Raw genomic sequence first — 21932 nt, forward strand, 5'->3', positions numbered from 1 at the left:
GACCAGCCGCCACGGCGCGGCCTGCGGGCAGGCGACACGTCGAAGTCGGCCATGTCATGGCGAGCCAAAAGCTCGGGGTCGCCAGGGATCCGAGGACCCTGCTGGACGGTTGACCTACGAGCCATCACGCCTCCGCTCGCGCCGATCCCCCGGGCTGGCGCGGTGTCGTCCGTTGCCGATCCCCATCATCCGCGGTGAAGCAGTCACCCTACCGGTCTCCGCCATTGTTCCAGGAAAGCCACGCCCATGCTGCAGGCATCGCCGTCCATGGGCAAACCAGGTTGTGTATGCCACGCTGGAGTGCCAACTCTTGTCACTTCCCCTGCCAAATGGGCATTTGACCAGGCCAGAGGCCGGTAATGGCATAGCCCTGCGGCCATGGATTCCTGTCCAAACCAGCCATGGACTCTCTTTGACCTGCGGAATTGGTATAACACGCGAACGGCCGCATGCCCGCCAAGGGGCCTGCGGCCTGGCGCGTGGCGCGCCCTCAGGCGGGCTCTGGGCCCTGTCCCAAGTCGCGCGGTCTCCTGCTACGCAGATCGACCACTGTGGGCGCCACCGACCGCTCCAGCGAACCACGCAGGCCTTCGAGCATCGTGGCGGCGTCCTGCCCACGCACCCGCATGGCGAGCTCTTCGCGCTCGTCCACTTTCCTGCGCAAGTACGCCTCGCGATTGACGCGCAGACCGTACATGAGCTCGACCCGCAACAGTGCGAGCTCCTCTTCGAGGCTGATGCCCGCCAGCGAAGGTGCGGGACGTCGTTTCCGGATGATGCGACGGATCATGAGGGCCCTCCCGAGTCAGCGTAAACGCTGTGACGATTCGACGCGTAGGGGCCCAAAGTGGTTGACAGCTCACTTATCTAAGAATCAGGCGTCGAAGCAGACCTCCCGGCCGCGGTTCGTCTGTCCGCGGCCGGTTATCCACCAGCGGGGCATCGTCGGGTCCGGCTCAGGCTGACCGGGCACCCACCGTCAGGGCGCGCAGTTCCCGTGCCGAAGGCAGGGCGCGGGCCTTCTCCGGCAAGCCGTCGATGATCAGACGGGCCGCTGAGATCACTCGGGTATCGTGTCGCGTGGGGGGTAGTGCGTCGAGGAGTCGCAACGCCTGATGCGTGCCCTCGACGGGATCCGTTCGAGCGTGGAGCGCGGCACCGTGGAGCGCGAGCAGGGTCGCTGTGCGATGCCCCGCCGGGTAGAGACTCTCGGCCGTACGGCGGGCATCCTCGGCGCGCTTGGCGTCCCCCGCGAGAGTGTGGATCAGCGTTCGGTCGTACCACAGCGCACGGCCTTGATGTGGGTCTGCCGAGGAAGACAGCCGCTCGTATGCCTCCTCACTGCGGCGTAGCGCGGTGATCGCCTCAGCGTGACGCCCGATCATTGAAAGGATCATGGCCTCGACTGCGAGAGCGGACACGAGTGGCGCGTTGGGGGCATCTCCCGCGAGACGACGTGCTTCGCGCGCCACGAGAAGCACGCTGTCGAGATCCTCGCCCGGATCATATAGCCGGTAACTCGCTTCCCAGCTTCTCAGCAAGGACGCCAGGAGGTCATCACCGGACCGTTCGCTCAACTGCCGGGCTTGCGCCCACCAGCGCTGCGCCTCGCGGCGGTTGCCCAGGTCGAACCACTTGCCACCGATCAGGGCCGCGTGACGCGCGGCGGCATGGGAGAGGTCACGCTGCACGGCATCGGGTTGAGCACGGCCCAGATGCGGAGCCATGTCGGTGTAGTCGACCGCGAGCGCGGCGAGAACGGCGGCGGCCGGCTCGAAGCGTGCTCGCTGCGCGTGGACATCGGCGGCATGTTCCCAGTCGTCGATCATCCCCTGTGACACGCTCGCGCCCGGCACCGGCCGTTGCGCAACGGCCAATGCGTCAGTCAACGAGGTCAGCACAGGAGCCAGCACACCTACAGCGGCGATGGCAGCCGCGTCCCGCATCAGTCGTCTGCGCTCCACATCCTCACCCTCATCCCGTGTTGAGGCGTTTCCTTGGACGGTACCCCTGCGCAGCCGATCGGTATCGGCCATGGCCGCACGAAGCGCGTGGGCCACCAGTTCGCCCCCGGCGCCGAGTTCGGCGTCAAGGGCCGTGATCGCCTCGACGGGCGGGCGGTTCTTCCCCTGCTCCCACTTGGCGATCAATGAGTAGTCCCATCGAATCCGCCCGGCAAGGTCACGCAGGCTCAGTTCGTGCCGTTCGCGCCATGCCCGCAGAGCACAGCCGAACTCCTGCCAGGTCGTTGAAATCGTCGATGTCGATTGTCTGATCACGGCTGCCTCGCGATCCGTTGCACGCGTTGCACCGACCCCAGAGCAACGCTACGTGTCTTGTCCAACACGCTGAGTCGCTTCAACTATGGCACCAGTCAGCGCTACGTAAAGCGGAACCCCGCAGGCGGGCAGGCCATACGGGGTTCCTTGATCGCAAAGGAGTTGCGATCCATGGACGATGCTAAGACCGCTACGCCCGAACCGACGATTCCCGGTTGGCGGCTGATCCTCAGCGACAGGGGCCGCTTCTGGGCCGTCCGCCGTGAGGCGTTCCCTCCGGACGCGTTGCGCGCAGGGGCGGAGCCCACTGTGGACGCCGACACCTTCGACGCGCTGAAGGTCGAGGTCGCCCGGCAGGAAGAGATCGCCGAACGGGTGGACTCATGATCCGGCGACACCCTGCCCGCGCCCCCGGCCGCCACCGTAAGGGCCAGGCTCACACGAAGGCGTACCGCCGCCTGTGGGATGGCCCGGCCCGCGCCGAGGCCGAACTACTCGATCAGGCATGGCCCGGCTGGAGCGTGCTCTACAGTCTCGGCAACCGCCGTTTCTACGCCATAGCGGCCTGGCCGGCACCGAGCCCGTTGATCGTCGAAGACGACACTCCAGAGGGCTTGGAGGAGCGGATGCGCGAGGCAGAGTCGGCCTTCACCTGGTACGCGCCCCCCATCCCTCCCCAGAGCAGGCACGTCCGAAGACCGGCCACTCTGGAGCTCAGCTGCCATAGAGGGTGAGCAGATCGACCAGGGGGAGGCCGTCACGGCGGTCGGCCAGGGTGGCGATCCGCCGCTCACAGCGGCCAAGCGGTCAGCAATTCGCCAGGGCCGTAGGCGGCATCGAGCCCCGGGCAGTCGACTCCGCTGCGCGAGACAGCCACGACCGGAACGGGTTCGTCGGTGAGCGCGGCGCGGTGCCGGTGGAGGGCTGCCAGGTCGTGCCGGTCGAACGGGGATTGCTCCAACCACTTGATGGAGCCGACGAAGAGCAGTTCCTTGGCGATGGGGGCGCGGTCCGCCCCGACGATGTCGATCTCGATGTCGTTGGTGCGCGTCCAGTAGCCGCCCACCACAGGGGCCCCGGGCAGCCGGTCGTCCGGCAGTATCCGGGCGAGCGCCTCGCGGACGAGCGACTCGACCGCCCGGCCGCGCCAGCTGGTCCAGTTGTCCCGGATCCGCGCCAAGGCCAGATCTCCCCGTCCCCGCTCGATCTCCTGCATGGAAGGACCGAGTAGATGCAGCCAAAACCGCAGGTACGGATCCGTCACCCGGTAGCGGCGATCCTTCGACGGGCGCAAGGACACGGGCAGCTCCGCGGCGATGATCCGCTTGTTTGCGAGCAGTTCCAGCGCTCGCTGCAGCGGCGTGGCGCCGATCCCGCCGACCGCGCGGGCGATGTTGGCGAAGGTACGCTCGCCACTACCGATCGCCGCCAGCACCGCGCGGGCCTGAGCCTGCGGCGGGAACTCCGCGCCCAGCGAGCGCTCGGCGGACACCAGCAATGCCGAGACCGGATCGTTCAGCGCCTCGCCGAGGAAGTCCCACAGTCCCGCGCCGTGCGGCCACTCCGCGCAGATCAGCGGCAGCCCGCCGGTGACCAGCGCGGCGTCGAAGGCTTCGGCCGGGCTCAGTCCCAGCATCCGCCCGACCTCGGCGGGGTTCAGCGGCCCGAGCACCATCTCCCGGCCACGCTGGTGGAAAGGGCGTCCGTAGCTGTTCAGCGCTTCCATCATCGACAGATCTGAGCCGATGAGGACCAGCAGCACCGGCTTGGTCTCCAGTCCCCGGTCCCAGGCCCGCTGCAGCATCCCCTCAAAGGCGCCATCGGCATCCATCAGGTACGGCACCTCGTCGATGACCAGGACGCTGACCCGGTCGGCGGGCAGCGCCGCGGCCAATACATCGAACGCCGTATCCCAGCTCTCCGGCCGCGCGGCGGCCACCAACTGCGCGAGAGGCAGCGTCGACGCCCGGGCGTCCCGGGCCAGCCGCGCCAGATCGACCTCCGCCGACGCACCAGTGGCCGCATAGAACAAGAACGGTGCCCCGGCACGCTCCACGAACTGCTCGACCAGCCGCGACTTGCCCACGCGGCGTCGTCCGCGCAGCATCACGCATCGACCGGGCCGCTCCCCTCCGATCCCAGCCGCCACCTTCCGCAGCTCTCGCTCCAGCGTCGCCAGCTCCTGCCGACGCCCTACGAAATCCACCACGCCCACTCACCTACTCCCTCAGCGCTCTCGGCGCATGTTGCTAACATCAATGTTAGTAACATCAATGTTAGCAATGTCGTATCGGCGCGGGAAAGCGCCAGAGGCCCGACATCGCGAAGCCGGACCCCATCTGACCTGCGTACTTACAGAAGGCGGCGTCGTGGAATCGCGCCTGAACCCTGGAGCGGAACTCGCCCGTTAAGGCACCCGCGCTTGCCTCGCCCGAAGACTGATCGCTCTTGGAGTCAGTCGCCGTAGAGGGTGAGCAGATCAACCAGGAGGAGGTCGTCACGGCGGTCGGCCAGGTCGACTAGGTCGGGGTGGAAGCCGTGCAGGGAGTACAGGGCCAGAGTGGTGGCGGCGGTGTCGTACCCCTGATCTGCGAGCAGGCCACGAATGCGTTCCAGGCGCTCCAGGTCACCGGTCCCCCGGCGGGCGACCGTCGCCTTGGCCTCACCGAGGAGCGCGATCCTCGCCCGGGGGGCCTGCGGGCGCTCGCCGGCGGCCAGGGCGATGACGTCGACCTCATGCTTCGTGCGGGCGGCCTGGTCGGCGACCTCGGTGGTGCCGACTGGACCGGGCAGTCCACCGGGCAGCAGGGTGGAGGCGTATCGGCGAGTGAAGTCACGGGCCAGGTCCTCGAAGTGCGGTCCGAGGATCTTGGAGTTGAAGGTCGGAGCGGCCTGCTGCCACACCTGCTCGGCGAATCCCTGCTCGACGGCGGCGGCCTGCGGGAGAGTGATGAGCTGGTTGAAGCGGATAACGGGGTCGGCGAGGGTGATGACGGGGTGCCTGGAGCGGAGGATGTCCTGTTCCCGCCGGATGTAGCCGGTGGATTCCAGCACTCCGAGGGGGTGAGCGACGGCGTTGCGCGGGCGCTCCAGGGCAGCACCGATCTTGCTGGGGGTGGTGGCGCCCCGCGCGATCGCGGTGAGGATGTCGTAGTACAGGGTGTGCTGCGTGATCCTCGGGTCCTCGCGCAGCAAGTGCTCGGTCTCGGTGCGCGAGTACACCGCACGCCCCGGATCGAGCAGCGTCCGGGTCAGCCAGGTGTCGAAGCCGTCGTCCGGATGCGGACGGGCAGCCACCGACCGGTAGCCCGGGGCCCCGCCGAGGACCGCGTGCACCTTCAGCGCGGTCAACGGGTCATCGATCCGCCAGAAGGCCCGGCTGTCCCGATAGCCGAAGGCACCCAGTCGCAGATCGACCACCGCACGTCCGCGCAGCGGATTGGTCCCCGAGAGCAGTTCGTGCATGACACTCATCGCGGAGCCGCACAGGATCAATCGCGGGCCCGGCCCGGCACCGGGCAGGGCGCCGCGCTGGCGCTCGTCGTAGAGCTGCTGCAGCAGTCCCGGGATTTCGGGCGAGTGCTGGAGCAGGTACGGCAACTCGTCGATCACCAGGAGCGGGTGCGACGAACGGGCGGTCACATCAAGGGCGTTGGACAGGACGTCACGCCAGTCGGTCAGGCGCAGGCTCCCCGGCCGCAGACCGGCGTGGGTGGCGACCGCGTCACTGAACCGCTGGATCGCGGGCAGCCGCCCTTCCTCTCGCACGGCTGTGACATACAGGCCGCCGACCTGCTGGGACAGGGCCTGCAGAAGGTACGACTTCCCATGCCGCCGCCGCCCGGACACGATGCCGAGCCGCATCGCCGGGTCCGGATCGGTGAGGAACTCCGCGAGCAGGCCCCACTCCCGGTCCCGATCGACGACGTCATCCGGCTTGGTCGGCAGGCTCGTCTTCACTGCCCCTCCAGCATCTCGACTGCGACGGAATTCGTCTAAGTCTACTTCGACGCAATCCGTCGTACTGGGATTCACCCCTGAGCCGCGACAGCCGGGGTCGGAGGTCCGGCGGGATGCCGCGACCGAGGGAAACCCTCGGCTTCAAGGGCCCATCGCACCCACCGAGCCCGCGCGCTTCGGGGGCAGACTCGGGCAGCGTCGGGCCCAGCGAGGGAGCCGGCTCAGTCTGCCCTGGGGTCGAGCAGTTCGATTCCCGTCTGCACGAAGTCCTTGATGTTGCGGGTCGCGCACGCGGCCTTGTGGGACCGGCAGATCGCAGCGATCTGGGCGTCTGCCGTGCTGATGGGCAATCCGGCCTGTTCGCGCACAACCAGGACGTCGGCGTAGTGCGCTGCCGCCTCTTCGTCGAACGACAGCACTGCCCTGGTCTCCCGGTAGGGCTGCAGCGCGAATTCGATCGTCGCGCTTAGCGCCGACCTGCGCTTGCTGTCTGGGAGAGCACGCACGCCGGCCAGAAGCTCGGCGAGCGTGACGGAGGTGATGGCCACATCGCCGGCGAGAGACTCCAGCCATGCCACGACGCGGGCATCGGGCTTCGGTCGGAAGATCTCCGAGATGACGTTCGTGTCAAGGACGATCACTCGAAGTCCACCGCTCGCGCGACGTCGCTGCGCTCAGGGATAACAAGATCGTCGATCCCGCCAGCCTCCTGCGCGGCCCGCATGAGCGCCAGGCCGATGTGGGGCCGGCGCGCGGCCTTCGTAAGGATGTCGCGGACCTCGGCTTCCATGGAGCGGCCATGCTCCTTCGCCTGAACGGCGAGCTGCTTCTTTACGGACTCCTCGAGCCCGCGGACGACGATGGATGACATCAGAACCACCTCCTCAGCCGATATCAGTCATGATCGCACTCGGGTCGTATCAACCAACAGTGAATCGGCTGACCGCCGCGCGGGCCCCTCTCAGTGGCGAGCGACCGGACTCAGGAACCGACTCCGCGCGCGACCAGCCACTCCCGTGCGCTTCTGGCCGTGGAGCGGAGCTGCGGATGCTCCTGCACGAGTGAGGTGGAAGACCACATCCCCGCCGCGTGCAGCGGATGCGGGAAACCGCTGTCGGCCGAGGAGAGTGTCGGCTATTCGCGCCGTCAGGTACGTGACATTCCCCTGGTCACCATGACGGTGACCGAGCACCGGGCGCATCGCTGCCGGTGTGGCGGGTGCGGCCACCTCACCGGCGCGGACCTGCCGCGGACGGTGGCGGGCGCGCCGTCGTCGTACGGGCCGAACCTCCGCGCGCTGGCTGCCTACCTGCTGGTGTTCCAGCTCACCGAAGCAGCGTAGCCGCTAACCCCGCGCGCTGACCGAAGTCAGCACGCTGCGGACTCTGCGCCGACCGCAAAGGCCGCCCAACCCACTCCGCCACAGGTCAGACGGACTTTCGCCACACGTATTAGACGTTGAAGCGGAACTCCACCACGTCTCCGTCGCGCATGACGTAGTCCTTGCCCTCGATGCGGGCCTTGCCCACCGAGCGGGCGCTGGCGATGGAGCCCGCCTCGACCAGATCGTCGAACGAGACGACCTCGGCCTTGATGAAGCCGCGCTGGAAGTCGGTGTGGATCACGCCGGCGGCCTCGGGCGCGGTGGCGCCCTTACGGATCGTCCAGGCCCTGGTCTCCTTGGGGCCGGCCGTCAGGTAGGTCTGCAGGCCGAGCGTCTCGAAGCCCACTCTCGCCAGCTGCGACAGGCCGGACTCCTCCTGGCCCACCGATTGCAGCAGCTCCAGCGCCTCCTCGTCGTCGAGCTCGACCAGCTCCGACTCGATCTTGGCGTCGAGGAAGACCGCCTCGGCCGGGGCGACCAGGGTGGACAGCTGCTCCCTGAGCGCGGAGTCGATCAGCTCGTCGGCGTCGAGGTTGAACACGTAGAGGAACGGCTTGGCCGTCAGCAGGTGGAGCTCGCGCAGCTCCTCGCGGTCGAGGCCGCTCTCGAAGATGGTCTTGCCGGTCTCGAGCACGGCCAGAGCGGCCTCCGCGGCCTCCAGGGCGGCCTTCTTGTCCTTGTTGTGGCGCGCCTCCTTCTGCAGGCGCGGCACGGCCTTCTCGACGGTCTGCAGGTCGGCCATGATCAACTCGGTGTTGATGGTCTCGATGTCGCGCTTGGGGGAGATCTCGCCGTCGACGTGCGTGACGTCGGGGTCGGTGAAGACCCGGATCACCTGGCAGATCGCGTCGGTGTCGCGGATGTTGGCGAGGAACTGGTTGCCCCGCCCCTGCCCCTCCGAGGCGCCCTTGACCAGGCCGGCGATGTCGACGAACTCCACCTTGGCGGGCAGCACCTTCGCCGAGGAGAAGATCTCGGCCAGCTTGGGCAGCCGGTCGTCGGGCACGCCCACGATGCCCACGTTGGGCTCGATGGTGGCGAACGGGTAGTTCGCGGCTAGGGCGTTGCCGGTCTTGGTCAACGCGTTGAACAGCGTGGACTTGCCGACGTTGGGCAAACCGACAATGCCGATGGAGAGGCTCACGTTCGCTGAGTTTACTTGCTCACAAGACTCAGGCAGGTCACGGGCCGATAGGCGCCCCGAGCCTCCAGGTAGCGCTCGGAGCTGCCCGGGCAGCTCGCGGCGGACTCGGCGAAGGCGGTCACCCGGGCCCAGGCCCTCGGCGACGCGCAGGCGACCCGGTCGATCGCCGACCTGGTCACGGCGCCGGGGCCCGGCTCGGCCACGCACATCCCCCGGCCGAGCACCTTGCCGCCGCGGCCCAGGCAGATCACGGCGTCGCCGGACGGTGTGCCGGGTGCCGGACCGTCCAAAGTCAGCGTGTCGAGCGTGGTCACGGGGCAGCTCGACGGCGAACGGACGAGAGCGACGGCTCTGCCGTACCAGCCTGATCCCGCACACGGCCGCTCGCGGCCGTCGAGCGCGACGCAGTCGCCCGGTCTGAGCACTCCCCCGCCACCGCCCGGCGCGCCGGGGTGCGGTTCGAGGAAGTTGCGTACGCAGGCGGCGCGCCCTCCGTCGATGCGCAGAACGTCGTCGACGTCGTCGGGGCAGGCGCCCGGCCCCGGCGGGTCTGCGGACAAGGCGACCACCTCGGCGTCGCCGCCGTTGCAGGGCGTCAGGTCGTAGCGTTCGGCGGATCGGCGTACGCACGCGCCGGCCTCCCACCGCAGCGCCGGCCGGGGGTTCTGGGCGGCGACGGGGCGCGGGGAGCCGGCGCGGACGACCACCACCGCCAGCGCGACCACGCCGGCCGCCACGGCGAGCGCCGCCACGAGCGACAGCGTCGGCCGCCATCGGGTAATCATACAAGTACTGTGGGTGACTGATGATGAGGCGCACAAGCGGAATGCCCAAGCGTGTCGGAGAGATCCGCGATCGATGACCTGCCATCATCGTTGGAGTGGACAGCGAAGGAGTGGATGTCGTCTCGCTTCTCATCGGCCTCGCCGTTGGGTTGGCCATCGGGTTCATGATCGCCCGCACCCGGGCGGCGGTGCGGCTGGCCGAGTCCGACGCCAAGGCCAGATCGGCCGCCGACAAGCTCGTCTACGTCGAGGAGCAGCTCGCCGAGCGCTTCCAGGCGCTGTCCACCCGGGCGCTCGACGTCAACAACCTCCGCTTCCTGGAGCTGGCCGAGACCCGGCTGGCCGCCAGCCGCGCCGAGGCCAGCGGCGACCTCGACCAGCGCAGGCAGGCGGTCGAGCACCTCGTCGAGCCGCTGAAGGACGCGCTCACGCGGGTGGAGGCCCAGCTGCGCGACACCGAGTCGGCCCAGCGCGCCGGCCGGGCCGAGCTGGCCAAGCAGATGGAGTTCGTCCGGCAGAGCAGCGCGGAGCTGCGTTCGCAGACCATGGCGCTGGTCCGGGCGCTGCAACGGCCCGAGGCGCGTGGCCGGTGGGGCGAGCTGCAGCTGCGCAGGGTCGCCGAGATCGCCGGGATGCAGCGCTACTGCGATTTCGACGAGCAGGTCACCGAGGGCGCCATGCGGCCCGACATGATCGTGCGGCTGGCCGGCGGCAAGAACATCGTGATCGACTCCAAGGTGTCGCTGGCCGCCTATCTGGAGGCTGCGGAGGCGTCCGACGACTCGCTGGCCACCGTGCGGCTCGACGCGCACGCCAGACACGTACGCGAGCACGTCGACCGGCTGGCCGCCAAGACGTACTGGCAGGGGTTCAACCCGTCGCCGGAGTTCGTGGTGCTGTTCATCCCCGGCGAGGCGTTCCTGGCGCCCGCGCTGGAGCGGGATCCGGCGCTGCTGGAGTACGCGATGACGCGCCGCGTGCACATCGCCACCCCGACCACGCTGATCACGATGCTGCGCACCGCCCAGTACGCCTGGCAGCAGGCCGCGCTGAGCGAGAACGCGCGCGCGGTGTTCGAGCTGGGCAAGGAGCTGTACGAGCGGCTCTCGTCGTTGGGAAGGAATGTCGAGTCCCTGGGCAAGTCCCTGACCCGGGCCGTCGAGGCGTACAACAAGACTGTGGGATCGCTCGAAAGCCGCGTGCTGGTCAGCGCGCGCAAGCTGCACGATCTGGGCGTCGTCGACCGCGAACTCGACGCTCCGGAGATGCTGGAGGGCCTGCCCAGGCCGCTGGCCTCGCCCGAACTGCTGGAAACCTCGTCTCTGATCTCGCACGCGAACGGTAAGTTGGCCAACGGGTCGCAGTAAGGGGGCGGGGGCCAATGAGTGAGAGAGGCAAGCGATCAGCCGTCAGGCTGACCGCTCGCGGTGCCATCGCGCTCGCCTTGATCGCCACACTGGCGGCCTATGTCGTGGCCGCCGTGATCAATCTGCCGATCGTGGTCGGGCCGGTGTTCGTGGTGGCGAGCCTGCTCGGCGTGCTCCTGGTCAACCCGCGCGAGCTGTTGTCGCTGGTGGTGACGCCGCCGCTGGTGTTCTTCGTCGCGACGTTCTTCGTCGAGCTGGGCCGGGCGTTCGGCGCGCTGTCGATCATGCAGTCGCTCTTGGTCGGTCTGTTCAGCTCGTTGTCGCGTGGGGCGCCCTGGCTGTTCGCGGGCTCGGCGATCGTGCTGGTCGTCGCCTGGCGTCGCGGGCTGCGCGACAACGTACGGGATCTGCGCGAGGAGCTGCGGGCGGGCGCCGAAGCGCCGCGCCCGCGCCAGTCGTTCGTACCGGAGCCTGAGGGCTACTTCGAGCCCAAGGTGTACGGCACGGCGCGCACCGAGGAGTAACCCGGGCGCCGGGAACTGACCAAGCCGCCGGGAACGCCGAGCGCCCGACCAGGCCCGGACCCGCCGGACACGCCGACGAGGTTGAGTGCGTCCGAGGTCAGGAGGCTCGAAGGTCCTTGCGGAGCTCGTGCGGCAGTGCGAAGCGCACGCTCTCGTGGACCGGCTCGACCTCCGCGACGTCGTCGAACCCGTGCTCGGCCAGCCGGGCCAGCACCTCGGCGACCAGCTCTTCCGGCACCGAGGCGCCACTGGTCACGCCGACCGTGGTCACGCCCTCGAGCCACTCGTCACGGATGAAGGTGGCGTTGTCGACCAGGTAGGAGGCGTCGGCGCCGTAATCCTTGGCCACCTCGACCAGGCGCTTGGAGTTGGAGGAGTTTTCCGACCCGACCACGATGACCAGCTGCGACTCGGCGGCGATCTCCTTGACCGCGACCTGGCGGTTCTGCGTCGCGTAGCAGATGTCGTCGCTGGGCGGGTCGATCAGCGTGGGGAAGCGTTCCTTGAGCTTGGCCACCGTCTCGTTGGTCTCATCGACCGAGAGCGTGGTCTGCGACAGCCAGACCAGCTTGGACGGGTCCTTGACCTGGATCCGGTCGACGGAGTCGAGGCCGTCGACGAGCTGGATGTGGTCGGGCGCCTCACCGGCGGTGCCCTCGACCTCTTCGTGCCCCTCGTGCCCGATCAGCAGGATGTCGTATTCCTGGCCAGCGAACCTCTTTGCCTCGTTATGCACCTTGGTGACCAGCGGGCAGGTAGCGTCGATCGTGCGCAATCCGCGTTGCCTGGCCTCGTTGTGCACCGCGGGTGAGACACCGTGGGCCGAGAACACCACGATCTCGCCCTCGGGCACTTCTTCGGTCTCCTCGACGAAGATCGCGCCTCTGGCCTCCAGCGTCTTGACCACGTGTGTGTTGTGGACGATCTGCTTACGCACGTAGACGGGCGCACCGTACTGCTCCAGTGCTTTCTCGACCGCCACCACGGCTCGATCGACTCCGGCGCAGTAGCCGCGTGGCCGGGCTACGAGGACTCGGCGGGAAGTGGGGGTCTGGGGCTCCATACTTCTTATGCTACGTGGAGCGGCCAACAGGCCCGCGCGTGCGTGGTTGCCCGCCGTGCCAGACTGGCCGTCCAATACAGACCTCCCAGGGAGACGTCATGTCCCTCAGCGACGTGATACGCAACATCACGAAGACCATCACCAACAAGGACGAGCTGAAGGAGAAGGCCAAAGACCTTCCCCTCCTCGTGATCCAGACCACTTTGAGCGCGGCCGGTCAGGCGCTGCTGCTCGTCGACCGGATGAAGAACTCGATCAAGGGAATCGGCGGCAAGGAGGACAAGGAGGCGGACCACGACTCCCGCCCGTCCGCCGCCGACCAGGTGACGCCGCCCGTGACCGCGGACGAGGAGGTGGCGAAGCCCGCTCGCAAGGAGCCGGTCATCTTCGCGCCGCGCCCCACGCCGTCCGACACCCCCGCGTCCAACGGCTCCCCCAAGACCAAGCCGGACCCGGTCATCTTCGCCCCGGCGGCCAAGCCGAAGCCCGAGGCCACCACCACCGAGACCGCCGCAGAGGCTGCTGCCGCGCCCGCCCCGGTGACCGCCCCCGAGCCGGTGGCCGCGACCGTTGAGCCCGCTGTCGCGCCCGAGCCCAAGACCGTGCCGGAGCCCGCGTCCGCCACCGTCGAGCCCGCTGTCGCCCCCGAGCCGGTGGCCGCGTCTGAGGCCGCGACCGTTGAGCCCGCTGTCGCGCCCGAGCCCAGCGCCGTCCCTGAGCCCATCGCCGTCCCTGAGCCCAAGATCGCGCCCGAGCCCGAGGCCGCCACCGTCGAGCCCGCTGTCGCCGCCGAGCCGGTGGCCGGAGCGGAGCCGGTCGCCGCGCCGGAGGCCGTCGAGGTCAAGCCCGCGCGGGCCACCAAGCCGCGTACCCCTGCCAAGCCCCGGGCCGCCGCCAAGCCGAAGGCCGCCCCCAAGGCCAAGGCCGCCACGGAGACGGCGACCGCCACCGAGGCAGAGGCGACCACCGAGGCGGAGGCAAGCCCCAAGGCAAAGGCCACCCCCAAGCCGAAGGCGACTCCCAAGGCGAAGGCCACCGCCGAGGCAGTGGCAGTCACCGAGACGAAGGCCGCCACCGACCTGGCCGAGCCGCTGCCCGGCTACTCCGAGCTGACCGTCGCCTCCCTGCGCGCCAGGATGCGCGGCAAGTCGGCCGAGCAGATCACCGAGCTCATCGCGTACGAGCAGGCCACGAGCGGGCGGCCCGAGGTTGTCCGGATGTTCGAGAACCGCCTGGTCAAGCTGCGGGCCGGGGAATAAGTCGTCCTGGCACCGTAGTCTTCCGCCATGACCTCGAAGACCTCGCCCGAGTCTCCGCTGCCGATCCGCACCGTCCTGCAGATGGTGGGCGGCTGGATCGGCAAGCTGGGCACGGTCTGGGTCGAGGGCCAGATCACCGATCTGAGCGCGCGTGGCGGCACGGTGTTCATGACGCTGCGCGACCCGGTGGCCAACGTGTCGGCCCGGGTCACCGCCCCGCGCGGCGTCTACGAAGCGACCATGCCCCGCCCGGCCGACGGCGCGCGGGTCGTGGTGCACGTCAAGCCCGACTTCTGGGTCAACAAGGGCTCGTTCGCCTTCACCGCGCTGGAGATCAGGCCGATCGGCGTGGGCGAGCTGCTCGCGCGGCTCGAACGGCTGCGCCAGCTGCTGGCCGCCGAGGGCCTGTTCAACGCCGACAGGAAGCGGCGGCTGCCGTTCCTGCCCGGCACGGTCGGGCTGATCTGTGGCCGCGACTCGGCGGCGGAGCGCGACGTGCTGGAAAACTCCAGGCGCCGCTGGCCGGCCGTGCGGTTCAAGGTCGAGGAAGTGGCCGTACAGGGCCCGTACGCCGTGGGCGAGGTCACCGAGGCGCTGCGTAAGTTCGACGCGGACGCCGAGATCGAGGTGATCGTCATCGCCCGTGGCGGCGGCTCCCTGGAAGACCTCCTGCCGTTCTCCGACGAGACGCTGGTGCGCTCCGTGGCCGCCTGCCGCACTCCTGTCGTGAGCGCGATCGGCCACGAGCAGGACAGTCCGCTGCTCGACCTGGTGGCCGATGTGCGGGCCTCGACACCGACCGACGCCGCCAAGAAGGTGGTGCCCGACGTGGGCGAGCAGCTAACACTGGTGCGGCAGCTGCGCGACAGGGGTCGCAGGGTGCTCGGCGGCTGGCTCGACCGGGAGATGTCCTGGCTGACGTCGGCGCGCTCCCGGCCCTCGCTGGCCGACCCGGTGCGCGAGCTCGAACGCCGGGCCGAGCAGGTCGAGGCGCTCCGCGACCGGACCAGACGCTCGCTGGGTGGCTCGCTCGACCGCGCGGAGGACTCGCTGTCGCATCTCCGCGCCCGGCTCGTCGCCCTTTCACCCGCCGCCACGCTCGAACGCGGCTACGCCATCGTCCAGGATCCGTCCGGGGAGGTCGTCCGGCTGGCCAAGGACGTGGCTCCCGGCTCCCTACTGACGATCCGGCTCAGCGACGACCGCCTGACTGTCCGTACGGAAGATCCCACCAAACCCCGCAAGCCTCGCAAGAAGGCTTCCGACGAAACCGCCTGAAACGGCTTGCCTCATGTCCTGATCGCCTGGGTCAGGGTGTCGAATCCGGCCTTGATCTCCTCGATCGACATGCCACGTTCGTCCCGCTGGTATCGGAGCAGATGGGCGTTGATCGGCGCCAGCAGCGCGTCGGCCAGGAAACTCGCGCCTTCCGGGCGTACCTGGGCGAGGAGCCCGGCCAGGTGAGTGTGATGCGCCCGGTACGCCCCACTCAGCTGCGCGGTCGGCGGCCCGAGCAGCAGGAACAGGTCCATCTGCGCCACCACCCGATCGATCAGCGCGTGCAGGAACGCCCTGATCCGCTCGGCAGGAGGCGCGCCCGGCCCGATCGGCGGCGGCCCGTGCAGGAAGTCCTCTTGGAAGCGCCGCTCGCGGTCGTCGATCAGCGCCAGCACCAGCCCCGCCCGATCCCCGAAGCGACGGTAGACGGTGCCGACTCCCACGCACGCCTCACGGGCGACCTCGTCGAGGGAGAGCCGGCCGATACACCCGTCGGCGACCATCTTGGCGGCCACCTCGATGATCTTCTGCCTGTTGCGGGCCGCGTCAGCCCGTTCGGGCTGGGGCTGCCCGATGATCGGCAGGGATCGACGCTCGCACACAGACTGAGCATAAACGTGGTAAACGGAAATTTCTCCGGCTAGGCTTTGGCTGCCATAAATGGAGAAATTTCCGATTCGAGGAGCGATCATGGCGAACGACTTCAACGAGCAGATCATCGCCGAGTTCCGTGCCAACAAGGGCAAGGTCGGGGGCATGTTCGAGGGTGCCAACCTGGTGCTTCTGACGACCACGGGCGCCAAGAGCGGCAAGCGCACGACCAGCCCGGTGATGTACTTCGAGGACGGTGACCGCTACATCGTGATCGCCTCGTACGCCGGCGCGGACCGCCACCCGGCGTGGTACCACAACCTGGTCGCCAACCCCGAGGTGACCGCCGAGATCGGGACGGAGACGTACGAGCTCACGGCCGAGGTCGTGGGCGAGGAAGAGCGCGACAGGCTCTATGCCCACGTGGTCTCGATCGCCCCGGGTTTCGCGGAGTATCAGGAGAAGACCACCCGCCGCATCCCGGTAGTGGCCCTCCACCGCTCCGCCTGACGAGCATCAGCGGCCAGAACGAGCGTCGTCCGACTGCGGGGTGGCTAGAACGGGGCGTCGTCCGACTGATTGGTGGTGGGGTCGGCGCGGCGGGCCATGGCGGCGGCGAGCTTCACCCGGGCGCCCTGCAGCCACTCCTCGCAGATGGCGGCCAGCTTCTCGCCGCGCTCCCACAGCTCGATCGACTGCTCCAGGGTGAGCCCGCCCGTCTCCAGGCGGCGCACCACCTCGGTCAGCTCCTCGCGGGCCTGCTCGTATGAGGGTGCCTTCTCTTCTGCCACGGGCACCACCCTAGGGTCAGGCACCGACATCCCGCGCCCTGGCCCGCCGAGGAGCCCCGGCGAGGAGCGGCTCAGCCCATCGCCACGCGTCAGCCCTTCGCCTCCGAGCCGGGGGTGCGGGTCAGCTCGTCGTCTTCGGTCGCTGCTGCAGGATGGCGGCCAGTTCGCCCAGTTCGGTCCAGTCGGCGGTGCCGGTGACGACCAGTGTGACCTCGGGCAACACCCGGATCAGCGAGCGCTGTTTCTTGTCCTCGCGGAAGCGCTGCTCCCAGGGCTGCCCGGCCACCTGCTGAGTGCCCACGGCCCGGTTGGAGTTGGCCATCCGGTCGGCGAACCCGGCGGCCGGCTTCTCGTCGCTCTGCACGAACATGGCGTGCTGCCTCTTGGCCGTCGCATAGCCCAGGTAGAGGACCTTGGCCCCGCCGGAGCCCTTGGCGATCCTGTTGCTGTTGGGGATCCAGCCCGCCGGGTCCTTCGCGGGCGCCCACACCTGGTAGGGCACGTCATGCCCGAAGTTGGCGACGGTGATGGAGTAGTCGAGCTTGGGGATGTGCTCCTCCCGGCTCTGCGGCGTGACCAGCAGAAACAGCCCTACCCCCACAAGACAGACGAGCAGGGCTACCGCGTAGCCGTAGAAACCTTCCGTGAACCGTCGCACAACTGGCGAGATTACCCGCTGGTGGTGCCGCCCGACGAAGTGGCCAGGCGGATCTACCCGCCGCCCGACCGAACGGGCGGGCGGATCTACCCGCCGCCCGACGAAGCGGCCGGGCGGATCTGGCCGATGATGGCGAGCACGTCCTCGGCCAGCGCGGGGTCGTCCGACAGCACCACCTCGGAGACGGCGGCCGCGAGCGCGCCCGTGAGGACGACCACCAGCGCCCCCTGGTCCTCGAACAGCGCGGCGTTGCGCTCGGCCCATTTGCGCAGCCGGGCACGCATGACGAGCTCGAAGCCGGGCGGCCCGTCGCCGCGCAGGAACAGCGCGGCGAGCTCGCGTTCCTCGATGCACCCGTCGAGGTAGGCGCGGGCGGCGCGGATGAAGACCCGCATCGGGTCGTTCTCTCCTTCGGCGCGAGCCTCGCGGGCGGCCTGCTTGGTCCGCTGGGCCTGCCTGCCCTGCCACTCCTCGAACAGCGTGAGGTAGAGGTCGGCCTTGCCGGAGAAGTGGTGGTAGAGGCTGCCCACGCTGGCATCGGCCTTGGCCACCACATCGGTCACTCCGGCCTCGGCGAAACCCTTGGAGACGAAGACGTCTCTGGCGGCCTTGAGTAGCGCGCTGCGCGTGGCCGCGCCTCGCCCGGAGGTGCGGGCTGTCGCCGGTTGTTCCACATCGCTGCTCATGGCAGGCACATTATCCTCCGGTGACCGGGGATACAGGGACAACTACGATCGAGACAGTTTGTCCACGAGGAGGCCCTTCATCATGTCCGATCAGACGTCCGTACCCGCAGCGCTGGCCACGGGAGAGCGCGCCCCTGATCGCAACCTGGCCCTGGAACTCGTACGCGTCACCGAGGCGGCCGCGATGGCGGCGGCCCGCTGGGTGGGCCGGGGCGACAAGAACGGCGCCGACGGCGCCGCGGTCAACGCGATGCGCCAGCTGATCAACACCGTGTCGATGAACGGGGTGGTGGTCATCGGGGAAGGCGAGAAGGACCACGCCCCGATGCTGTTCAACGGCGAGCGCGTCGGCGACGGCAGCGGCGCCGACTGCGACGTGGCCGTGGACCCGATCGACGGCACCCGGCTGACGGCGCTCGGCATGCCGGACGCGGTGTCGGTGATCGCGGTGAGCGAACGCGGCTCGATGTACGACCCGTCGGCCGTGTTCTACATGGAGAAGCTGGTCACCGGCCCCGACGCCGCTGACGTGGTCGACATCGAGGCTCCGGTGGCCACGAACATCCAGGCGGTCGCCAGGGCCAAGGGCTGTTCGGCATCCGACGTGACGGTCGTCGTACTCGATCGCCCGCGGCACGAGCAGATGGTCAAGGAGATCAGGGAGACCGGGGCGCGGATCAAGTTCATCGTCGACGGCGACGTGGCGGGCGCGATCATGGCGGCCCGCGCCGACACCGGCATCGACCTGATGCTGGGCATCGGCGGCACGCCCGAGGGCATCGTGGCCGCGTGCGCGCTCAAGTGCCTGGGCGGCGTCATCCAGGGCAAGCTGTGGCCGCGCGACGATGCCGAGCGGCGCAAGGCGCTCGACGCCGGACACGACCTCGGCCAGGTGCTGACCACGAACGACCTGGTGCGTTCGGAGGATGTGTTCTTCGCGGCGACGGGCATCACGCAGGGCGAGCTCATGCAGGGCGTACGGTTCAGGGGCGGGGTGGCGCTGACGCACTCGCTGGTGATGCGCGGGCGTTCGGGCACCATCCGCAAGGTGGACAGCGAGCACCAGCTCACGAAGCTGCGCGCCTACAGCGCGATCAACTTCGACACGGCAGGATAGGGACCGGTTAGGGATAGGGCCGGATAGGGATCAGCGGCGGCGCTTGCGGCGGGGCGGCTCTTTGACCTTGACGTCGCCCGCGAAGTTCGTGGTGCGTACCTCGACCACCGGCGCTTCGGGCTCGGTCGGCTGCTTGGTCAGCCGGACCGTGTTGCCCTTGGCGACGCGGATCACCTCAAGGCCCTCGGGCACGTGGATCTCCAGGCCACCGAAGACCAGCGTCGCGTTGATGATGACGCGCCGGTTCTGCAGGATGGCTTCGCGGAGGTCCAGCTTGGTGGTGCCGAACATGGCGGTCACGCTCAGCTCGGCGGGCACCACCCAGCGTCCGCCGCGCTGCTCCTGCTTGAAGAACGCCGACACCGGCCTGCCGTCGAGGTTCAGCGGTTGCTGATCCGCCGGCAGCAGGTCGGCCGTCACCGCGGCGAGCTCGCCCAGCGTCCGGGCCGCGTAGACGACGCCGAGCCGTTCCTCCAACTCGTCGAGCATGAGGCGGCCGTCGGCGTGGGCGTCCTGGAGCACCTGGACGAACCGCTCGCGATCGTCGTCGGAGGCGCGTAGTTCGTCCGGGCGTGGGCCGCTGTCGCCCTCTTTGGGGCGGCGTGCCGAGACCCATTCCTCGGCCAGCCGTTCTCCGACTTCTTGCAGGCGTGGCAACCAGGATCCCGGGCGTTCATTCACACTTCTGACGATATCCGGCAGTCGACCACTTCGCTCGCGCCTCGGTCGCCGCGCCAGCCGAAAGTGCCTCGAAAGTCAGCCGAGAATCAGCCGAGCCGCGCGACCAGGGCCGCGATCTCCTCCGCGAGCCTCTCGTCGACTTCGGCGTGGCGGTTGAGCAGGCGGTACCACATGGCGCCGAAGATCAGATCGACCGCGAGCTCCACGTCCACGTCGGCCGGGAGCGCGCCGCGTTCCAGCACCGAGCGCAATGCCTGCCGGCGCGGGCCGATGAGCTTGTCCCGCAGCTCCGCGGCGAACCGGGGGTCGGCCTGGGCGTCGGCCATGAGACCCACGACCACCCGCCCGGCCACGCCATGGGCCACCGCGAACGTCTCGCGCAGGAACGCGACCAGGTCCGCCCCCGCGTCCCCGCTCATGGGCGGGGGCCGCATCTCGGCTCCCACCAGGTCGGTCATCGCCTCCAGCAGCACCTCGCGCTTGGTCGGCCACCAGCGGTAGAGGGTCTGCCTGCCGACGCCCGCCGCGGCGGCGACGCCCTTCAGGGTGACATTCGGGTATCCGTCGCGCTCGCACAGGTCGAGCGCGGCCTTGAGGATCGCCTTCCTGGCCACCTCGCTACGCGGTCTGCCTACCATGCCCGCCACTTTACAAGACACGATGCCTCGATATAGTTTCGAGGCAAGATGTCTTGAATTAGGAGGAAACACGATGCGAGTCGTGATCATTGGCGGCACCACGGGCATCGGGCTGGCTACGGCGGCCCGGCTGGCGGCCGACGGCGCCGAGGTGGTCATCACCGGCCGGTCCGCCGAGCGGGTGGCGGACGCGGTGAAGCTGCTCGGCGACCGGGCCTCGGGCGAGTCCGTGGACGCCCGTGACACCGAGGCGATGCGCGATCTCTTCGCCCGTACCGGTGCCATCGACCACCTGATCATCACCGTGACCGGCCGCGGGCCCGCCGGGCCGCTGCGCTCACTGACGCGGGAGGCGCTGGTCGAGGCCGTACAGAACAAGCTGATCCCGCACCTGCTGGCCGCGCAGGCCGCTCTGGACGTACTCGATCCCGAGGGTTCGATCACGTTCGTGACCGCGGCGTCGGCGGGCTCGGCCTTCCCCGGCGTCTCCGCCCTGGCGGCGGTGAACGGCGCGATCGAGGCCGCGGTGCCCGGCCTGGCGGTCGAGCTCGGCCCGATCCGGGTGAACGCCGTCTCCCCCGGCGTGATCGACACCGAGTGGTGGTCCGGGCTCCCCGACGACGCGCGGGAGGCCCTGTTCGCCCACGCGGCGGGGAGCTCGCCGGTCGGCCGGGTGGGCCGGCCGGAGGACGTGGCGGCAACGATCGCCTACGTGGTGGGCAACTCCTTCGTCACCGGAACGGTGCTGACCGTCGACGGAGGGGGCAGGCTCAAGGCATGAGGACGATCCTGATCACCGGCGCGACGGACGGGCTCGGGCGGGAGCTGGCGCGACGGCTCGCCACCGACGACCGGGTCATCGTGCACGGACGCGACCCGGAGCGGGTACGGCGGGCGCGGGCCGACCCGGAGCGAGCCGACGCGGAGCGAACGCGGGCCGACGTGGGAGGCACCGGCGAAGGCGTGCTGGCTGATGCGGGCGGCACCACCGAAGGCGTGCTGGCCGACCTGGCCGACCTGCGCCAGGTGGACCGGCTGGCCGACGAGGTGCTCGGCCGGTTCGACCGGCTCGACGTGCTGGTCAACAACGCCGGGATGGGCGGCGGTCCGCCCGGCTCCGGCCGCGCGGAGAGCCAGGACGGCATCGAGCTCCGCTTCGCGGTCAACTACCTGGCCGGATACCACCTGACCCGGCGGCTGCTCCCGCTGCTCGTCAGGTCGGCGCCGTCGAAGGTGGTGAACGTCGCCTCGGCCGGGCAACAGGCGATCGACTTCGCCGACCCGATGCTGACCCACGGCTACGGGCGCCAGCGCGCCTACAGCCAGAGCAAGCTCGCGCAGATCATGTTCACCTTCGACCTGGCCGAGGAGCTGGCCGGGCAGGGCGTGACGGTCAACGCCCTGCACCCGGCCACGTACATGGACACCACGATGGTCCGTGAAGCGGGTGCGCCGGTGATGAGCACGGTCGACGAGGGCGTGGCGGCGACGCGGCAGTTGATCGACGGGCTCGACGGCGTGAGTGGGCGTTACTTCAACGGGCTGCGGGAGAGCCGGGCCGACGCCCAGGCATACGATCTCGCGGCGCGGAAGCGGTTGCGCGAGCTCAGCGACGATCTCGTACGGCGAGCACTGGGCTGATCCGCGAGCCACCACCGTCCCAGGGCCGTGGGATGGTGGCGAAAGAGCTGGCCAAGCGGCTAACCTGACCCCGCCTCACGTTCCCC

At 69.3% G+C, this 21932-nt stretch carries 26 protein-coding genes; 11 read left to right on the plus strand and 15 right to left on the minus strand.

Going from position 1 to position 21932, the window contains the following annotated elements; all coding sequences use genetic code 11:
* Positions 1–490 precede the first annotated feature (490 nt).
* Together AB0J16_RS20365 and AB0J16_RS20370 are read right to left on the minus strand one after the other, a co-directional pair.
* Entirely contained in the window at positions 491–790 is a 300-nt protein-coding gene (locus tag AB0J16_RS20365) for a hypothetical protein (RefSeq protein ID WP_358541460.1), read from the minus strand.
* A gap of 166 nt (positions 791–956) precedes the next feature.
* Positions 957–2279, minus strand: a complete 1323-nt coding sequence (locus tag AB0J16_RS20370) for a helix-turn-helix transcriptional regulator (RefSeq protein WP_358541464.1) — start codon at positions 2277–2279, stop codon at positions 957–959.
* 171 nt (positions 2280–2450) lie between these two features.
* Here AB0J16_RS20370 and AB0J16_RS20375 point away from each other — a divergent pair, with 171 nt between their 5' ends.
* Positions 2451–2666, plus strand: coding sequence for a hypothetical protein (locus tag AB0J16_RS20375; RefSeq protein WP_358541467.1), 216 nt, complete (start codon positions 2451–2453; stop codon positions 2664–2666).
* Positions 2663–3013 (plus strand): hypothetical protein, encoded by a 351-nt coding sequence (locus AB0J16_RS20380; RefSeq protein ID WP_358541470.1) that lies wholly within the window; start codon positions 2663–2665, stop codon positions 3011–3013. Before AB0J16_RS20375 ends, AB0J16_RS20380 begins: the two co-directional genes overlap by 4 nt.
* Before the next feature lie 56 nt (positions 3014–3069).
* Here AB0J16_RS20380 and AB0J16_RS20385 read toward each other — a convergent pair whose 3' ends face one another.
* The 4 genes from AB0J16_RS20385 to AB0J16_RS20400 form a co-directional block, all read right to left on the minus strand.
* Positions 3070–4488, minus strand: a complete 1419-nt coding sequence (locus tag AB0J16_RS20385; protein WP_358541475.1) for a DUF234 domain-containing protein — start codon at positions 4486–4488, stop codon at positions 3070–3072.
* 245 nt (positions 4489–4733) lie between these two features.
* Complete coding sequence (locus AB0J16_RS20390; protein WP_358541478.1) at positions 4734–6239, minus strand: ATP-binding protein; 1506 nt, start codon at positions 6237–6239, stop codon at positions 4734–4736.
* 221 nt (positions 6240–6460) lie between these two features.
* Positions 6461–6880: a type II toxin-antitoxin system VapC family toxin gene (locus tag AB0J16_RS20395; protein WP_358541481.1), complete on the minus strand. Its 420-nt coding sequence runs from the start codon at positions 6878–6880 to the stop codon at positions 6461–6463.
* Positions 6877–7110: a toxin-antitoxin system gene (locus AB0J16_RS20400; RefSeq protein WP_357944107.1), complete on the minus strand. Its 234-nt coding sequence runs from the start codon at positions 7108–7110 to the stop codon at positions 6877–6879. Before AB0J16_RS20400 ends, AB0J16_RS20395 begins: the two co-directional genes overlap by 4 nt.
* Before the next feature lie 195 nt (positions 7111–7305).
* Here AB0J16_RS20400 and AB0J16_RS20405 point away from each other — a divergent pair, with 195 nt between their 5' ends.
* On the plus strand, positions 7306–7581 hold the full coding sequence (locus AB0J16_RS20405) for an IS66 family transposase zinc-finger binding domain-containing protein (RefSeq protein ID WP_358541484.1): 276 nt from the start codon (positions 7306–7308) through the stop codon (positions 7579–7581).
* A 109-nt stretch (positions 7582–7690) separates the two neighbouring features.
* On the opposite strand, the gene ychF is transcribed toward AB0J16_RS20405, so the two are convergent.
* Both ychF and AB0J16_RS20415 read right to left on the minus strand, forming a co-directional pair.
* Positions 7691–8767 (minus strand): redox-regulated ATPase YchF, encoded by a 1077-nt coding sequence (gene ychF / locus AB0J16_RS20410; protein ID WP_357944103.1) that lies wholly within the window; start codon positions 8765–8767, stop codon positions 7691–7693.
* Positions 8768–8778: 11 nt separating this feature from the next.
* Positions 8779–9552, minus strand: coding sequence for a hypothetical protein (locus tag AB0J16_RS20415; RefSeq protein ID WP_358541487.1), 774 nt, complete (start codon positions 9550–9552; stop codon positions 8779–8781).
* Positions 9553–9647: 95 nt separating this feature from the next.
* On the opposite strand from AB0J16_RS20415, the gene AB0J16_RS20420 reads away from it, so the two are divergent.
* A complete protein-coding gene (locus AB0J16_RS20420; protein ID WP_358541490.1) occupies positions 9648–10919 on the plus strand; it encodes a DNA recombination protein RmuC in 1272 nt (423 codons plus the stop codon).
* A gap of 14 nt (positions 10920–10933) precedes the next feature.
* Positions 10934–11443, plus strand: coding sequence for a DUF6542 domain-containing protein (locus tag AB0J16_RS20425; protein ID WP_357944099.1), 510 nt, complete (start codon positions 10934–10936; stop codon positions 11441–11443).
* Between the two features lie 97 nt (positions 11444–11540).
* On the opposite strand, the gene AB0J16_RS20430 is transcribed toward AB0J16_RS20425, so the two are convergent.
* Complete coding sequence (locus AB0J16_RS20430) at positions 11541–12506, minus strand: 4-hydroxy-3-methylbut-2-enyl diphosphate reductase (protein ID WP_358541493.1); 966 nt, start codon at positions 12504–12506, stop codon at positions 11541–11543.
* Positions 12507–12604: 98 nt separating this feature from the next.
* On the opposite strand from AB0J16_RS20430, the gene AB0J16_RS20435 reads away from it, so the two are divergent.
* A complete protein-coding gene (locus tag AB0J16_RS20435) occupies positions 12605–13765 on the plus strand; it encodes a hypothetical protein (protein ID WP_358541497.1) in 1161 nt (386 codons plus the stop codon).
* 27 nt (positions 13766–13792) lie between these two features.
* Positions 13793–15043: an exodeoxyribonuclease VII large subunit gene (xseA, locus tag AB0J16_RS20440; protein ID WP_358541501.1), complete on the plus strand. Its 1251-nt coding sequence runs from the start codon at positions 13793–13795 to the stop codon at positions 15041–15043.
* Positions 15044–15054: 11 nt separating this feature from the next.
* On the opposite strand, the gene AB0J16_RS20445 is transcribed toward xseA, so the two are convergent.
* The gene (locus tag AB0J16_RS20445) at positions 15055–15645 is read right to left on the minus strand and encodes a helix-turn-helix domain-containing protein (RefSeq protein ID WP_358541505.1); all 591 of its coding nucleotides are present in this window, start codon (positions 15643–15645) and stop codon (positions 15055–15057) included.
* An 88-nt stretch (positions 15646–15733) separates the two neighbouring features.
* On the opposite strand from AB0J16_RS20445, the gene AB0J16_RS20450 reads away from it, so the two are divergent.
* On the plus strand, positions 15734–16144 hold the full coding sequence (locus AB0J16_RS20450) for a nitroreductase family deazaflavin-dependent oxidoreductase (RefSeq protein ID WP_358541508.1): 411 nt from the start codon (positions 15734–15736) through the stop codon (positions 16142–16144).
* A 44-nt stretch (positions 16145–16188) separates the two neighbouring features.
* On the opposite strand, the gene AB0J16_RS20455 is transcribed toward AB0J16_RS20450, so the two are convergent.
* From AB0J16_RS20455 to AB0J16_RS20465, 3 genes are all read right to left on the minus strand, one after another.
* Positions 16189–16455 (minus strand): exodeoxyribonuclease VII small subunit, encoded by a 267-nt coding sequence (locus AB0J16_RS20455; protein WP_358541511.1) that lies wholly within the window; start codon positions 16453–16455, stop codon positions 16189–16191.
* 91 nt (positions 16456–16546) lie between these two features.
* Positions 16547–17083, minus strand: coding sequence for a DUF4245 domain-containing protein (locus tag AB0J16_RS20460; RefSeq protein WP_358541514.1), 537 nt, complete (start codon positions 17081–17083; stop codon positions 16547–16549).
* An 86-nt stretch (positions 17084–17169) separates the two neighbouring features.
* On the minus strand, positions 17170–17769 hold the full coding sequence (locus AB0J16_RS20465) for a TetR/AcrR family transcriptional regulator (RefSeq protein ID WP_358541517.1): 600 nt from the start codon (positions 17767–17769) through the stop codon (positions 17170–17172).
* Positions 17770–17851: 82 nt separating this feature from the next.
* On the opposite strand from AB0J16_RS20465, the gene glpX reads away from it, so the two are divergent.
* Entirely contained in the window at positions 17852–18886 is a 1035-nt protein-coding gene (gene glpX / locus AB0J16_RS20470; RefSeq protein ID WP_358541520.1) for a class II fructose-bisphosphatase, read from the plus strand.
* 30 nt (positions 18887–18916) lie between these two features.
* Here the strand turns inward: glpX and AB0J16_RS20475 are convergent, their stop codons facing one another.
* Both AB0J16_RS20475 and AB0J16_RS20480 read right to left on the minus strand, forming a co-directional pair.
* Positions 18917–19567, minus strand: a complete 651-nt coding sequence (locus tag AB0J16_RS20475; RefSeq protein ID WP_358541523.1) for a DUF1707 domain-containing protein — start codon at positions 19565–19567, stop codon at positions 18917–18919.
* Between the two features lie 86 nt (positions 19568–19653).
* Positions 19654–20205, minus strand: coding sequence for a TetR/AcrR family transcriptional regulator (locus tag AB0J16_RS20480; protein ID WP_358541526.1), 552 nt, complete (start codon positions 20203–20205; stop codon positions 19654–19656).
* A 73-nt stretch (positions 20206–20278) separates the two neighbouring features.
* On the opposite strand from AB0J16_RS20480, the gene AB0J16_RS20485 reads away from it, so the two are divergent.
* A complete protein-coding gene (locus AB0J16_RS20485) occupies positions 20279–20986 on the plus strand; it encodes an SDR family oxidoreductase (protein WP_358541529.1) in 708 nt (235 codons plus the stop codon).
* Positions 20983–21846, plus strand: a complete 864-nt coding sequence (locus AB0J16_RS20490) for an SDR family NAD(P)-dependent oxidoreductase (RefSeq protein ID WP_358541532.1) — start codon at positions 20983–20985, stop codon at positions 21844–21846. Before AB0J16_RS20485 ends, AB0J16_RS20490 begins: the two co-directional genes overlap by 4 nt.
* The last annotated feature ends 86 nt before the right edge of the window (positions 21847–21932 follow it).

The organism is Nonomuraea sp. NPDC049750 (assembly GCF_040659625.1).
Lineage (GTDB): Bacteria > Actinomycetota > Actinomycetes > Streptosporangiales > Streptosporangiaceae > Nonomuraea.